Origin of the sequence: Polaribacter sp. HL-MS24, assembly GCF_032758595.1 — a bacterium.
Lineage (GTDB): Bacteria > Bacteroidota > Bacteroidia > Flavobacteriales > Flavobacteriaceae > Polaribacter.
The window spans coordinates 2,287,518-2,302,144 of the sequence record NZ_CP136415.1 but is presented as its reverse complement, the minus strand read 5'-3'; the positions used below and the strand labels follow the sequence as shown (position 1 = coordinate 2,302,144).

General features: G+C 34.1%; 12 protein-coding genes. 8 read left to right on the top strand and 4 right to left on the bottom strand.

The window, feature by feature from the left end:
- Positions 1–29: 29 nt before the first annotated feature.
- Positions 30–1,094 (bottom strand): oxidoreductase, encoded by a 1,065-nt coding sequence (locus tag RRF69_RS10900; RefSeq protein ID WP_316939811.1) that lies wholly within the window; start codon positions 1,092–1,094, stop codon positions 30–32.
- Between the two features lie 47 nt (positions 1,095–1,141).
- On the opposite strand from RRF69_RS10900, the gene RRF69_RS10895 reads away from it, so the two are divergent.
- A complete protein-coding gene (locus RRF69_RS10895) occupies positions 1,142–2,062 on the top strand; it encodes a patatin-like phospholipase family protein (protein WP_316939810.1) in 921 nt (306 codons plus the stop codon).
- A 2-nt stretch (positions 2,063–2,064) separates the two neighbouring features.
- Here RRF69_RS10895 and RRF69_RS10890 read toward each other — a convergent pair whose 3' ends face one another.
- A complete protein-coding gene (locus RRF69_RS10890; protein WP_316939809.1) occupies positions 2,065–3,507 on the bottom strand; it encodes a S41 family peptidase in 1,443 nt (480 codons plus the stop codon).
- A 160-nt stretch (positions 3,508–3,667) separates the two neighbouring features.
- On the opposite strand from RRF69_RS10890, the gene RRF69_RS10885 reads away from it, so the two are divergent.
- The 5 genes from RRF69_RS10885 to RRF69_RS10865 all read left to right on the top strand — a co-directional run bounded on the left by RRF69_RS10885 (position 3,668) and on the right by RRF69_RS10865 (position 8,294).
- Complete coding sequence (locus RRF69_RS10885) at positions 3,668–4,177, top strand: RNA polymerase sigma factor (RefSeq protein WP_316939808.1); 510 nt, start codon at positions 3,668–3,670, stop codon at positions 4,175–4,177.
- Positions 4,164–4,586 (top strand): hypothetical protein, encoded by a 423-nt coding sequence (locus tag RRF69_RS10880; RefSeq protein ID WP_316939807.1) that lies wholly within the window; start codon positions 4,164–4,166, stop codon positions 4,584–4,586. Before RRF69_RS10885 ends, RRF69_RS10880 begins: the two co-directional genes overlap by 14 nt.
- 21 nt (positions 4,587–4,607) lie before the next feature.
- Complete coding sequence (locus tag RRF69_RS10875; protein WP_316939806.1) at positions 4,608–5,126, top strand: DUF4252 domain-containing protein; 519 nt, start codon at positions 4,608–4,610, stop codon at positions 5,124–5,126.
- A 60-nt stretch (positions 5,127–5,186) separates the two neighbouring features.
- Positions 5,187–5,720: a DUF4252 domain-containing protein gene (locus RRF69_RS10870; RefSeq protein ID WP_316939805.1), complete on the top strand. Its 534-nt coding sequence runs from the start codon at positions 5,187–5,189 to the stop codon at positions 5,718–5,720.
- 132 nt (positions 5,721–5,852) lie between these two features.
- Positions 5,853–8,294: a M1 family aminopeptidase gene (locus tag RRF69_RS10865; protein WP_316939804.1), complete on the top strand. Its 2,442-nt coding sequence runs from the start codon at positions 5,853–5,855 to the stop codon at positions 8,292–8,294.
- Positions 8,295–8,494: 200 nt separating this feature from the next.
- Here the strand turns inward: RRF69_RS10865 and cas9 are convergent, their stop codons facing one another.
- Together cas9 and RRF69_RS10855 are read right to left on the bottom strand one after the other, a co-directional pair.
- Positions 8,495–11,953, bottom strand: coding sequence for a type II CRISPR RNA-guided endonuclease Cas9 (cas9, locus tag RRF69_RS10860; protein WP_316939803.1), 3,459 nt, complete (start codon positions 11,951–11,953; stop codon positions 8,495–8,497).
- A 310-nt stretch (positions 11,954–12,263) separates the two neighbouring features.
- Positions 12,264–12,629, bottom strand: coding sequence for a helix-turn-helix transcriptional regulator (locus RRF69_RS10855; RefSeq protein ID WP_316939802.1), 366 nt, complete (start codon positions 12,627–12,629; stop codon positions 12,264–12,266).
- 347 nt (positions 12,630–12,976) lie between these two features.
- Between RRF69_RS10855 and RRF69_RS10850 the strand changes: the two genes are divergently transcribed.
- Together RRF69_RS10850 and RRF69_RS10845 are read left to right on the top strand one after the other, a co-directional pair.
- Positions 12,977–14,029 carry a M14 family zinc carboxypeptidase gene (locus RRF69_RS10850; RefSeq protein WP_316939801.1) on the top strand — a complete coding sequence of 351 codons (1,053 nt, stop codon included), beginning with the start codon at positions 12,977–12,979 and terminating at the stop codon, positions 14,027–14,029.
- Positions 14,030–14,113: 84 nt separating this feature from the next.
- Positions 14,114–14,593, top strand: coding sequence for an Lrp/AsnC family transcriptional regulator (locus RRF69_RS10845; protein ID WP_316939800.1), 480 nt, complete (start codon positions 14,114–14,116; stop codon positions 14,591–14,593).
- Positions 14,594–14,627: the final 34 nt, after the last annotated feature.

Here is a 14,627-nt window from a genome sequence, read left to right as displayed (position 1 = left end):
TTTGATTTTTTAATAATAGAATAATGCGTCTATTTGCTTTTGTTGAAAAGAGTGTTCAATTCGAGTTTCCCTATTTTATGATGTCCCGATAACCATGCTGTATGTTCATTTACAAACTGGATGGCGTAATAGGAGTTGTTAGAAATATCCTTCCAAGTTATTCCTGCGTCATTTGAAAAAGAAACTCCCGTTTTCCCAACAGCAAAAATCTCTTTTCCATGGGTGTTTGGAACGTATTGCACACAACTTTTATAATTAGGGTTTTGACCATCCGCAACAAGTTTCCAAGTTTTCCCACCATCTATAGTTATTGCTTTGTTAGCTGTGTTTTCTAATGGTTTGGTATAATCTCCACCCACTATGATTCCATTCATTTGGTCATGAAAATCAATAGAATAAATTCCTTGTGGGCCAGTACCTTGCTGTATTGGAGTGCTGAAAATTTCCCATGTCTTTCCAAAATCGGTAGATTTTAAAACCCTTACTTTTTCTCCTCCAGAAGCAATCCAGACTGTACTTCCTAAAGTTTTGATATTGGTATTACTAGCGGCAAAAAAAGCTTCTCCTTCTTCAAATTTTGGTAAAAATTCACAGGCAACTTTTTTCCAGTTCGCACCTCCATCGTTTGTTACAATAATCGATGCACAGTCATCAGTTGGATCACCAACACCAATACCATGCAATTGATCTTCAAAGAAATGCAGGGAATCATAAAACACTTTTTCGTGCAGTTCTGAATAAACAAGGGTAGATTCATCTTCTGAAATTCGATACAATAGAGCAGGGTTTCCCACGGAAAGGGCATACAAATGATTTCCATTGAATGCCAAACTTCTAAAATGTGGCACTATGGTGTCTTGAAAGATTATTTTTTTTACCTTCCAAGAGTTTCCATTATCTTTGGTGGTACCGATGGTTCCGTTGGAACCCGCATACACAAGATGATCGACATTCATTGCTTGAATGGCCCGAATGCTGGCACTGTCTATTTTATACTCTTCAATTACAATCGACTCGATTGTTCTAGGAATATAAGGTTGATTGCAAGAAACAAAAATAATTGCGACAACAATAAGGATGAATCGTCTTTTCATTTTTAATATGTTTACAATACGAATTTAATACATCCTAATCGAGTTTTATGAAAAAAGCATTGGTAATTTCAGGTGGCGGAAGCAAAGGAGCATTTGCTGGGGGAGTTGCACAGTATTTATTGAATAACGAAGGTAAGGAATATGACCTTTTTTTAGGGACTTCTACAGGAAGCTTAATGGTGTCTCATTTATCCCTTGGGATGCTCGAAGAATTAAAGGAATTGTATACCAACGTTACTCAGAAAAGTATTTTTAGTAACGATCCATTTACAATTAAAATGGTTGCTGGTGAAAAAATTATTAGCATCAATCATTTAAACACACTTTGGAATTTTATCAATGGGCGAAAAACGTTTGGAGAAAGTAAAAACTTACAAAAACTCATCAAAACTAAGATCACTTTAGAAATGTTTGAAAATATCATCGCTAAAGACAAAGAGGTGCTTGTGACTGTTTCTAACTTAACAACCAATCAAATTGAATACAAGTCCATTCGGGACTGTTCCTATAATGATTTTTGTGATTGGATTTGGGCTTCATGCAATTATATTCCGTTTATGAGCTTGCTCGAGAAAGAGCACTGTCAATATGGCGATGGTGGTTTTGGCTCTTTAATTCCAATTCGTGAGGCCATTTTAAGAGGAGCTACAGAAATTGATGCAATTATTTTAGATACAGAAGTTATTCAAACAAATCGATTGCCTGCCAAAAATCCTTTTTCATTGCTCTTTGATGTCTTTGATTTTATGTTGACACATGTAGAGAAACACAATATTACTATTGGCAAATTGGCTGCAACCAATAAAGACGTCACCTTAAACTTATATTATACACCAACTGTTTTAACAACCAATTCTTTGGTTTTTGATCAAAAGTTAATGCGAAAGTGGTGGGACTCTGGTTATGAATATGCAAAATCAAAACACAAATCCAATATGAGTGAATTTAGACCCGATGTATTGGGCTAAATTTAATGAAGCTCTACATACATATTATTGCTCGTAGGGCTTGCTAATTTTGAGTTGTAAATTTCCTCAGAGTGCAAACCTCTTGAGGAAGTTTCCGTTCCTCTTTCTCCAGTGAGCATATACCTAATTGTTCTGTCTAAAAGGGGATCAGACCGCTCTCCCAAAACTCCTAAATTGCCATAATCTTCACTCAATACAACACCTGGAAGGGTAGTCCCTGGAACAAAACCATTAATTTCGTTTTGATCATCTTTATTGGCGATCTCTAATACTATAGGTTGCAATGCATAGTTATGTTGGGTATTGAAATTCAATCCGTTTTTTTGTAAATTATCCGAATCATACAAGGTAATTGATCCCACTTGTTTGCCAACGGTTTCAGTTCCAACCAAAAAAACATCAATATAAGATCGTAGACTATTGATTACCAATTCAGAAGCAGAAGCTGTACTGCCCGAAACGATGAAATAAACCCGAGATAAATTCAAGGAGTTGATATTTTCTGAAACGACACCATTGTCAATTTTATCGGTAAACCGATTTAGAAAGTCTTCTTCAGGAAATTCTGCCATTACTTTTTCATTCCACACTTGCTTTGAGAAAATTTCTCCATTGAACCCACCTGTAATCATCGCTCCTAAATAAGTTGCAGTTCGAACAGAGCCTCCACCATTGTAACGCAAATCGACAATTAAATCAGAAATATTATCATTTTTAAAAGTTAGAAAAGCGGCATTCAATTCATCATCAAAAGAAGATGAAAACTGATTGTACATCAAATAGCCAATTTTATTATCCACTCCCTCATCTAAAACGGTTGCAATTTTTACAGGGTTTTCTTCCAATTGAGATTTGGTAAGTTGTATGCTGTTTTCAGTCGCGATTGGATCCCCGTCATTGTACTCGGCCAAACCAATAGAATAACTATTGGAAGATAATAAAGTGCCATAATTGGTATCGGTGATTTGTTTTCCATCAATTTGATTAAAAATCATTCCTCTGGTAACACCGTTGATGGATGCATCAGAGCCGGGCACTACATAACGAACATATCCAAAAACATTACTAGAAGACGTTCTGTAGCGTACCAGTCCAAACTCCATTCCGTTGTTTAACGTTATCCCCTGGAAGGCATTTTCTAAAGCTACATAATCATTAAAAATCATTGAAAATCGATCTGTAGGTCTGAACAGCAAATTTTCAAAAAGTAGTTCAGGAGTTGGAAATCCCGACAGGTAATTATTTAAGGCTCTTTGTGAGTTGAAGCGTTTGTCAGCTAGGTCCGGTTTAGAATTTTGCCAAAGATAATAAGCGTTGAGTCCCTTCCAAACAAAATGGTTTACTTCGATATTTTCGGGAATGTTCTCTGTTTTAGAAGAACAATGGGAGAGTAAGACAATACTCACTAATGCAATCACAATTTTTAAAGACAATTTCAACTTCATAGGTTTGGATTTTACTTTGTAATTAAACGCAATTTAAAGAATATTAGTATTATTTTTATAATTCTGTGTAACAAAATAAATTGATACTCGTCATAAAAGTGTAGCAACCTTTCAGAAGAAAGAAAAAATTGTTACTGGTTGCGATACAAACTAATAGATAATGAAACAATCCGATTTTTTGAATATTGTTTTACCATTTAAAGACAAAGTTTTTAGATTAGCAAAAAGACTGTTAGTTTCTACTGAAGAAGCCGAAGATGCCACCCAAGAATTGTTATTTAAATTATGGACACGGAAAGAGAAAATTGGAGAGTATAAAAATATTGAAGCATTTGCAATGACCATGACAAAGAATTACTGCTATGATCGATTAAAGTCGAAACAAGCCAGTAATTTAACTTTAGTGCACAGCAATTATAAAGAAAAAGAAACGAGTTTAGAAAATAAAATTGAATATCGAGACAGTGTCAACCAAGTGCACCAATTGATTCAAAATTTACCAGAACAACAAAGAACCATCATTCAACTTAGAGATGTTGAAGAGTATGATTTTGACGAAATTGCAAAAATTGTTGACATGCAACCAACAGCAATTCGAGTAGCGCTCAGCAGAGCGAGAAAAACAGTCAGAGAACAACTTACAAAAAAACACAACTATGGAGTTAGCTAACATAGAAAAATTACTAGAAAAATACCTAAACGCAGAAACCTCTTTGCAGGAGGAAGCCACCTTGAAAAGCTATTTTACAGAAGGACCTGTTGCACCACACCTGCAAGAATACCAATCGCTATTTAGCTATTTTACAATCAGCAAAGCCGAAAGCTTTTCAAAACCCATGAGGTTCACCACTCAAAAGCCGAAAGGCAAAAGACTTCGATGGTTTTCGATAGCAGCTTCTTTAGCACTTCTAGTAAGCGTATATGCAAGTTCAGAAATATACAAACAACGAAAATTAGAACAACAATACGCACAGATTAGTAATGCGCTAACGCTCTTGTCTATAAACCTTAAAAAAGGTGAAAATGCCATTGCAAAAGTGCAGACCTATGAAACCACGATCAATAAAATATTAAAATAACACACCCCTAAACTATAAATTATGAAGAAAATAATCCTATTCATTGCAGTAACATTAATACCAATCCTTTCAAATGCACAGTCCTTTTTTGATCAATTAGAAGACATGGACAATGTTGACATGGTCGTAATTACCAAAGATGCATTTGAAATTCTCTCAAAATTTGAAAATGTACAAATTGAAAACAACGAAGGAATGCAAATCTTTAAAATCATTCGAGATTTGAATGAATTTAAAATGTTTTCTACCAAAGATGTAGCAATTGCAAGTAAAATGGATGCGATGAGCAAAACAGCAATCAAAAAACAAAAACTGACCGAGTTGATGCGTGTCAAAGACGAAGATTCTCGAATTAAAATCTATGTAAAAGCTACTAAAAACAAGGATTACGTTAGTGAAGTATTGATGTTTATTAATGATGTAGAAAAAAACTCAACAAAGAAAACAGAGGCAGTCATCGTTTCTTTAACTGGTAACATTGATGTTAATAAAATCTCTGAATTGACCGATACTTTCGTTAATGAATCTAATAAGAAGTAAATCAATCAAAAGGAACTTTGGACCAAGAATCGCTCAACGTTTCTTTGAAAATAAAATCAAATGAAAAAAACAACCACCATCATTTCATTCGTACTTCTGGTACTTTTTGGAACAGCCTGTACAAATGAAAAATCCTTACAAACCTACTTAGTAGAAAGCAGTGAAAAAGAAGGCTATATGTACGGAGATCTTCCTGTTCAGTTGCTGCTTAGCCCTAAAGAAGGTGCTTCTGAGGAAGTCAAAACAACCGCGAAAAGCATTCAAAAAATAAACGCTGCCTTTTTCAAAAAAACTGCAGAAAATGGGACTGCTTATGAAACAGAAATGGCAACATTGAAAACAATTTTTTCCCATAAAAAATATAAAACCCTAGGAAGCGTCAAAGCAAAAGGGATGAATATGAAACTTTATTACACAGGTGATGCAGCAGAAATTGACGAAGTTATTGCTTTTGGATACAGTGACGAAGTGGGAGTAGGAGTTGCAAGGATCTTAGGGAAAAATATGAATCCCGCGAGAATTATGGAAATGCTCGGAAAAATCGACGTAAACATGGATGCCATCGACCTCAACCAATTCAAAACGATTTTTTAAATTCAAATAGCCTTCTTCATAGGTTCATTTATAGCTGTATTTTCGAAAGAGAATACAGCTATTTCTTTTTAACGGCGAGTTAACACGCACACGACTTTATTTTCTTATTTTTGATACCTTGACGCAGAGACTATGAAATTTCAACGAATACTTTCCCTATGTATCTATCTTTCTGTTGCAGTTAGTTTTGCACAGAATTCAACTATATATCGTGGTGAACGAGATAAAATACATGTTTTAGAGCATACCAAACTAAAAGTAGATTTCAATTTTAAAGAGCGACAGCTCAACGGTGAAGCATGGATTACCTTAAAACCCTATTTCTATCCCACCAACAAAGTCACCCTAGATGCAAAAGGAATGTTGATTCATCTAGTAAGTTTGGCCAATAAAAAATTGGATTTTCATTACAACAATTTACAGTTGATTGTCGACCTTCCTAAAACGTATACCAAAGAAGAATCCTATACACTCTATATCCGATATACTGCAAGACCAGAAAAGGTTCAACAGGAGGGAAGTGCCGCTATCAAAGCCGCAAAAGGATTGTATTTTATCAATCCTGATGGGTTAGATACCCACAAACCAACTCAAATATGGACCCAAGGCGAAACTGAAGCTAGTAGTTGTTGGTTTCCAACCCTAGACAGCCCAAATCAAAAAACATCGCAAGAAATCTACATTACAGTACCTGCAAAGTACACCACACTTTCAAACGGGGAATTGATTTCGCAAACTCGATCGGGTACAAACCGAACTGATTATTGGAAATTTGATCAGAAACATGCGCCATACCTCTTTTTTATGGGTATTGGTGAATTTGAAGTTGTGAAAGAAACATCTAGTGAACTTCCGATTGCCTATTATGTGGAAAAAGAATATGCACCTCATGCAAAGGCAATTTTTGGAGATACTCCAGCAATGATTGATTTTTTTTCTGAACTGTTAGGAGTAGATTACCCTTGGAAGAGCTTCAATCAGATAGTCGTAAGAGACTATGTGAGTGGTGCTATGGAAAATACCACAGCCGTAGTACATGGAGAACAGGCCTATCAAAAACCAGGACAGCTCATCGATCAAAATACACATGAAAATACAATAGCACATGAAATTTTCCATCATTGGTTTGGAGATTTAGTCACTGCTGAAAGCTGGTCAAATCTTGCTCTCAACGAGTCTTTTGCAAACTACAGCGAATACTTATGGAGAGCTCATAAATATGGAGACGAAGAAGCAAATGCGCATTTGTACGAAAATAATTTGGCCTATTTCAACGGTCAGGATGCCTCCAAAAAATTGGTGCGTTTTCAGTACGAAAATAAAGAAGACCTCTTCGATTTGGTGAGTTATAATAAAGGAGGAACAATTTTGCACATGTTGCGAAACTATTTGGGAGACGAAGCCTTTTTCAAAGCCTTACAGCTCTATTTAAATGAAAATAAATTCAAATCGGCAGAAGTACACCAACTCCGATTGGCCTTCGAGAAAATCACTGGGAAAGACCTCAATTGGTTTTTTAATCAATGGTTTTATGGGGCAAATCACCCGCAAATAGAAGTCTCTTACGATTACAATACCATCCAAAAAAAAGTAACCGTCAATATTATTCAATTACAATCCGAAAAGTTCAAATTTCCCTTTGCTATTGATATTTATGAAAATGGGCGCTCAAGAAGAGAACAAGTATTTGTAGACAGCAATGATGCTTCTTTTACCTTTTCCTATCAAAAACAACCCGATTTTATTCAAGTAAACGCCGACGGGGTTCTGTTGTGTGAAATCAAAGAGAACAAGGTCTTGAGTGATTATATTTTTCAATTGAAACATGCAAAAAATTACGGAGATCGGAGGGAAGCCTTATTGGAGGTTCTTAAAAAACAAGACGATAAAGATGCCTTTAACGCTGTTGTAGATGCCTTAAATGATTCTTACTACAAAATTCGGATTTTAGCCCTAGAAAACATCGATTTGATCAATAAATTTTCTAAGAAAGAAGCGATTCAGCGAATTATGAAAATCGCCCAAAATGATTCTAAAACTCTTGTACAAGCTGCTGCGATAGAGACCTTAGGAAAATTAATTGACCCTGAATTGACCCCAATTTTCAGTAAACATCTCAACAGTGAGTCTTATGCAGTTGTTGGGAAAAGTTTGGTTGCAATGTACTATGTAAATAAGCAATTAGCAATTGAGAAATCCAAATCCTTTCCCGACGAAATTCGCAAAATTTTAGCCACCCCTTTGACGCAAATTTTTATTGAAGAAAAGGACGAGAAAGAACTCCCATTTATTGCGAAAAACGTACTTTCAGGAATGTTTTTAACTGGAGATCCTAAAACCAAAGCCATCTATCTTAAAGCCTTTGATCAAATTTCTGAAAGCAACAATACAGAAGCGATTAAAAATCTTGTTGAAGATATGATTGTAAAAGGAAATCAATATAAGGAATTTGATTTTGATAAGGTAGTCATCAACTTGATGCGAAAAATGATTCAGACCCAAAAAAAACAAAATCCACCCAATAAAGAAACCAATATTGAAACCATTAAAACTGCTATGGCAAAGTTGATCTAGTGTGTAGTGATCGCCTATCAGTGATTAATTTTCGGAGGTCAATAAGCAAAAAGCAGTGGTCAATTTTTAATGCACTCATACTGAACACTGCTTCCGCCTTCTGGTCATCGTTTATCCTAATCTTTATCAAACCACAACTGTAACAGCTACAATTCCTGTCTTTTTTTCTGCATTTGATGCTTAAACGATTACCTACTTGATTAAGAAATTTCTTTAGTTTTTTTTCGAATTGTCATTGAACTTTGTAAAAAAGAAGTATTGTATACTTTTTTGATAATACCAATACTATTGACTTTCACTTTAATTGGATTGAAGGTTTTCCATCCTGTTTTTCCATTTCCAAAACCTTTGATATATTCGTATGCCTTACCTAAATCCCCATCTAATGTACTTTCGTAATGCTTTCTAAAATAATAATCCTTGGATGAAAATTTTTGAACTCGATATAAATGATCTTGCAATAGTCTATAATCTATAGCATTCCAATCAATATCTTCCTCCTCTAAACCTAGTAAAAACATATCATTGATTTCTAAAGTAGTTACTATTTCAGTACCGTTTTTTGGTAACTGAACGACGGGTTGTCCCTGTCTTTTTCTTTCTACTGCTGTCCAAAAGGTAACGACCTCCTCATAAAGGTTGCCATCTAAATCTTTATAAATCAGTACATGATGATTATTCATCGGGTTTACATACTGATTAGTTTCTCTTTTAAGTTGTTCTGCTTTTCTTATATTTTCTTTAATTCTTACTTTTTTAATAGCTACAGGCAAACCATTTTTATTTGGTAAAAAAATTTGAGGTTGCTTGAGACCCTTTTCATTGATTGTAAAAAAGGTTTCATTAGGAATTTTACCACTGATAAAACCACCTAAATGATTAATTCTTTGAAGTATTAAAAAATGAATGGAGGGGTCTACAATTTTGTCTAACTGTTTTTCTGTAGTCAAACTTTCTAATGGTTTTCTAATGTGAAATGCTTTATTAGATTGTGGTGATTGTCTTAAGCCATACACAGATTCATTGTGCAATTGTCCTCTGGCAGCAATTCCAATATTCTTGTATTCTACCCCTTTTTTAATAGTTTTGTGGGTTCTAACAGATAGCAATTTCTTTTGCTTTTTATGAGAAATTAGAATTTGTGTAATTGCGTTTTCGGCATCTTCTTTAAAATGTGCCCAAGGGATAGGAAAGTCTTTGAGCTCTTGGTTCTTATGATAGCGATTTCTTTTTTTCAATTCTTGCAAATGACTTCTTGTTGTACATGCTATCACTAAAGCATCGATAGCTTGATGTCTGTAATCATCTCTGGTTTTGGTATCTTCTTGAGTATTTAAAATACTGTTCAATCCCCAATGATGTCTTAGTCTCGCTGTCATATGTCCAGAGGCTACCAACACACTCCCACAAATTTTAGAAAGGTAATTTTTTGTTTCTCTGCTGATATATCGAGTATCGTTCAAATGTCTACTAATAAAACCTTCATCATGCTTTTTTTGGACAAAATGTTTGAATTTAGAGTAGGCATTGGGATAGCTAGGATATTTATCTTTAAAACAATTCAGTGCTTGCATTTTTACTTCCTCCCATTTCTGATCTCCTTGTGTACTATAATATTCATAGGGGGTTTTATTTCCTTTTGCGATAGTTTCAGTAGCATAACAGAGTGTCTTATTGGTAAATCGATCGTCTAATGAACGACTCCAAGGAAAAATGTGATCTATATGTATTTCTTCCGTAAAAAGTTGAGAAATACGTATGGCTTTTCCTGAGTACGGACAGGTATAATTGCATTCTTCCCAAAGTTTGTATTTCAAGATATTACTATGGTTGATTTGTTGTCCAAGTAGCATAAGTTCTTTTTTTACTCGGTCGTCTTCCTTTGCAAAAAATTGTTGTTTTCTTCTTGTTTCATATCGACTTTTCTTTGAAGCCTTTAAATCACGTGCTAATTCTATATTAATTTCGTCGGGCTTACCATAGGCCTCGATTAGTTCATTTACTAATTTTCTAATTTCAAACAGTACTGAAGTTACAACAGGATTTTTAATCTTCAGGAGCTCTTTGTCTGCTTTATCATCTACAGGAAGTTTTTCTAAAATTTCAGTAGTTTTAATAGAGGTAGTGGGATGGTATAGTTTTACTAATTGTTTTTCCGTACAATGAAACATATTTTGCAACATGGTTTTTAAGGGCTCAATGTAGCCAACTTTTAAATTGGAGCTTACAATTTCTGGAATACTGATTAACAAAAATTTTTCGTTTTGATACCAATCGTTTCCGAGTACATTTTTCACACCCGCAAAAGCGACTGCAATATCATACACAAACCCAAGTTTTAAAAAAGGAAGAATAGAGCGAATGGCTTTTCTACTCAGACTTGCATAGCCTTCTTTTAGGTTGAATTTAGAAATTAGAGTTGCTTGATCTTCGTCAAAGCCCCAATGTTTTTTCGCATATCCCTTCAATTTTTCTCGATCGTCAAAAAAATACAGAACATGCCAGATATCTTCTTGTTCTTTTTCTGAAAAATCAAACCATTGAGGGCCAAAGAATTTTTTATGAGATAAATGACTGATGGTGTGAGATCCAATTATTTGATCTAGATCCTTATAATTAAATTGATATGCTGTATCCAACTTTCCGAGTTTTTTTCTGATCTCTTTGAAACGAATTTTCTCTTTTGAAAGTAAAAGCGCAATAATTTTTTTTCTTTCTTGGGCAGTAATCGTTTGTTTTTCTCCCTTGAAATCACAGGAAATCGTATTGACCCATTGATAGATTCGAAATAATTCAAAAGGAATAGCACTTTGTGGACATTTGGTTTTTTTAGGTTCAAAATGACAGTAGCCCACCAAATGTTTCTGAGAGCGGAGGGGTCTTTGGTAAAACAAAACACCGTCTTGAGGATACTTGTCTTTTTTACGTCCACCAATATTCGATTTTAATGTCTCGGTCAATTCGGGATGAAACTGTTCTTGAAACTTCCAGATTGCTTCAAACTCATCGATATACATTTGTCTTGTGGTGTATCTATTTCTAATTCGCTCCATTTCGCCATCATAGGGCTCATTTTCTTTTGGGAAAATTGAAAACAAATAGTTTCCTAATGTTTTGCTTTTAGCAACATGATCAAGGGTATTCTCAATTCCAATTTTACCGATTAACGCCTCTCCCTTATACAACACACTGGTTTTCTTTACGTCGGCACTAGCGGTTCTGCTATTGCTTAAAAAGCCTCTTCGTTGAATCATATGGTAAAAAATTCTACCTATTTCAAACAAAGAAATTTTTTCTTTAATAGCCCTAGATCGTATCGAGTAGGGATTCATATGAAACCATTGTGAAATTATTGGATTCTTAAAAAATGTAGGACCGTTCCAATTTGTAACCAAAGAAGCTTCAACTGGGCATAAACCATTAGCTGTTAATAGTCTCAATAAGATTTTTTTTCTAATTTTTCTTCTAAAAATTTGACGTCTTTTTCCTCTATCTTCTGTTCTACTTGCATTTTTGGAAGTTTCGCGCCCTTCTCCTTTTCCAAGGTCAAGAACCCCTTCAGGAAAAATACGACTCCCCATGCCTAAAATGCTATTGCTTTCAATCAAAGCCCACCCGATACTATGGGGTCCTGAACTTATTCCAAGCTTCTTCATCATTGATTTCTATTTTTTTAATAAAGATAAAATTTATATTAAAAAAAACGAGGAAAAAACTTTTTATTTTGTGAATATATATTCACTATATTTGTTTAGATTAAAAATCCTAATCTTTAATCTTATCACAATAAGGCTATATGCCGTAGATGAAAATCTTTAGTCCTGCTTCGTGTAGGACTTTTTTATGTTCTTATTTTAAGGGGAATGGTGATATCAATATTACTAATTGATCATTAATTAATATTTATATAATTTATATGTTTTTTTTATAATTTTCCATAGCATAAAGCAACTATCTATAGACAGAGCACTATTTCTGATATTCTTCAAAAGTACCATCTTGGTAAAAGACGACTATTCGTTTGATTTTTTTAGCAGCATCCTCATCTGTGGTGGGAAATAGCCCTGGATTTTTTTGTAGAGAAGCGTGTGGTGGAGTGGAAGTGCTTGTTTTTGGAAATACACCAACACCATTTAAGAGCCAATACAGATCTACATCAGAAAAGATTGAGGTCACTTTGAGGACAAAATCCAAACTTGGTTTGTTTCTACCTGATAAAATATGTGAGATACTAGAACGCTGCACACCAATCTTATCTGCAAATAAAGAGGCCGTAAGCTGATGAAAGTCCATCACTTCTTTCAATCGATTTGTAAATTCAGTAGTGTTTACCAATGTAATTTATATTTATGTTACAAAAGTAACTCAAGTTTCCTGAATAAGCAATGAGAAACATAACTTTAACAAAAACAGTTGCTATATATTAAATTAAAACTTTAAGTAAACTTTATAAAGCATTGAAAAAGTTAATTTTAAATAAATTAAATAGAAAATCTATATTGTATCATTTATTTTGATGGTTACAAAATTAAACCGTGAGGAAACTGTTTACAGAAGTAATGAACATTCCATCAAGAGCAGTTTACAATTGTAATAAATAGTTGTTTTACAATTGTAAAAAAATGATTTGTTACCAAAATGGAATTCTGTATTTTTGAGGCATAAATTTTAGATCCCATTTTATGCCATTCCTATCCCTGAGTATTTTAGATGAATTATTTGACAAAGGAAAAGAGACCGCTTTGTTTGGGAGATGGATTCGCCTAAAAGACATCGCACCAATTCTTTTAAATCATCAGAAAAAGATTGAGGTACAAGAAATAGGTTTTTCAGAACAGCAAAGGTCGATTTACCGTATCAAAATAGGAACTGGAAAAAAGAAAATTCTTATTTGGAGTCAGATGCATGGAAATGAAAGTACTGGTACCAAAGCTGTTTTCGATTTGTTAAACACCCTTGGATTGAACTCAGAACCTTGTATAGAAAAGATTTTAACGGAATGTACCTTATATATAATCCCGATGCTCAACCCGGATGGATCGGAGGTTTATACCCGAGTAAATGCCAACAAGGTAGACTTGAATAGAGACGCTGTAGATAGAACAGCAGTTGAAAGTAAACTTCTAAGATCTGTATTAGACAGTATTCAGCCTGATTTTTGTTTCAATTTACACGATCAACGGACTATTTTTGGAGTTGAAGGAAGCAAACACCCTGCTACGATTTCTTTTTTAGCTCCTTCAGAAGAAGTAAGCAGAGCACTTACCCTTGGCAGAAAACAAACGATGAATGTCATTGTTGCTATGAATAAGGTGTTGCAGCAAGTCATTCCAAATGCAGTGGGGCGCTATACTGATGAATTTTACCCAACTGCTACTGGGGATACCTTTCAAAAATTGGGCTATAACACGATTTTAATAGAAGCAGGTCATTTCCCAAATGACTATGAGAGAGAAGTGACTAGAAAGTATAATTTTTTCGCCCTTGTACAAGGAATCTATCATATTGCTAGCAACGATGTTTTTGAAGCCTATGAGGAATATTTCAACATTCCAAACAACATACAAAATTTCTATGATGTTATTCATCGGTATCCAACTTCCCAAAAAAAGGATGTTGCTTTTCAATATGAAGAAAAAATTATTAACAATCAATTAGTCTTTGATCTGCAAAAAGTAGCAGATAATGATCTAAAATCATATCTTTCTCATAACGAAATCGTTTGCGATTGCTAATTTTCTTAAATTTTTTTCATTGTTTTTACAATTTTTATAAATTAAATTCATATATTTGTCAATATATTTGAATTATACGCAATTATGAAAAAATACATGCTAGATGAAATCGATCATCAAATTTTAGACATCCTAATCGAAAACGCTAGAACCCCATTTACAGACATCGCAAAAAAATTATTAGTTTCTGCAGGAACCATTCACGTTCGTGTAAAAAAAATGGAAGATGAAGGTATAATTCAAGGTTCAACATTAACGCTTAATTATGAAAAAATGGGCTATTCATTCATCGCTCATGTAGGTATTTTTCTAGACAAAACCTCTAAGACACAAAATGTAATTGAGGATTTACGTAAAATTCCAAATGTAACTGTTGCATATGTAGTGGCAGGGATGTATAATATTTTCTGTAAAGTAAGAGCTAAAGGAACATCAGATGCCAAAGATATTATTTATGCTATTGATGAAATTCCTGGGGTCAATAGAACAGAAACCATGATTGCGTTGGAAGAAAGCATCAACGATAAAAAACGAATGATGCACGCTATTTTTAAAGAATTATAGATTATCGAACATATTTATTATTAAATCCTCATCA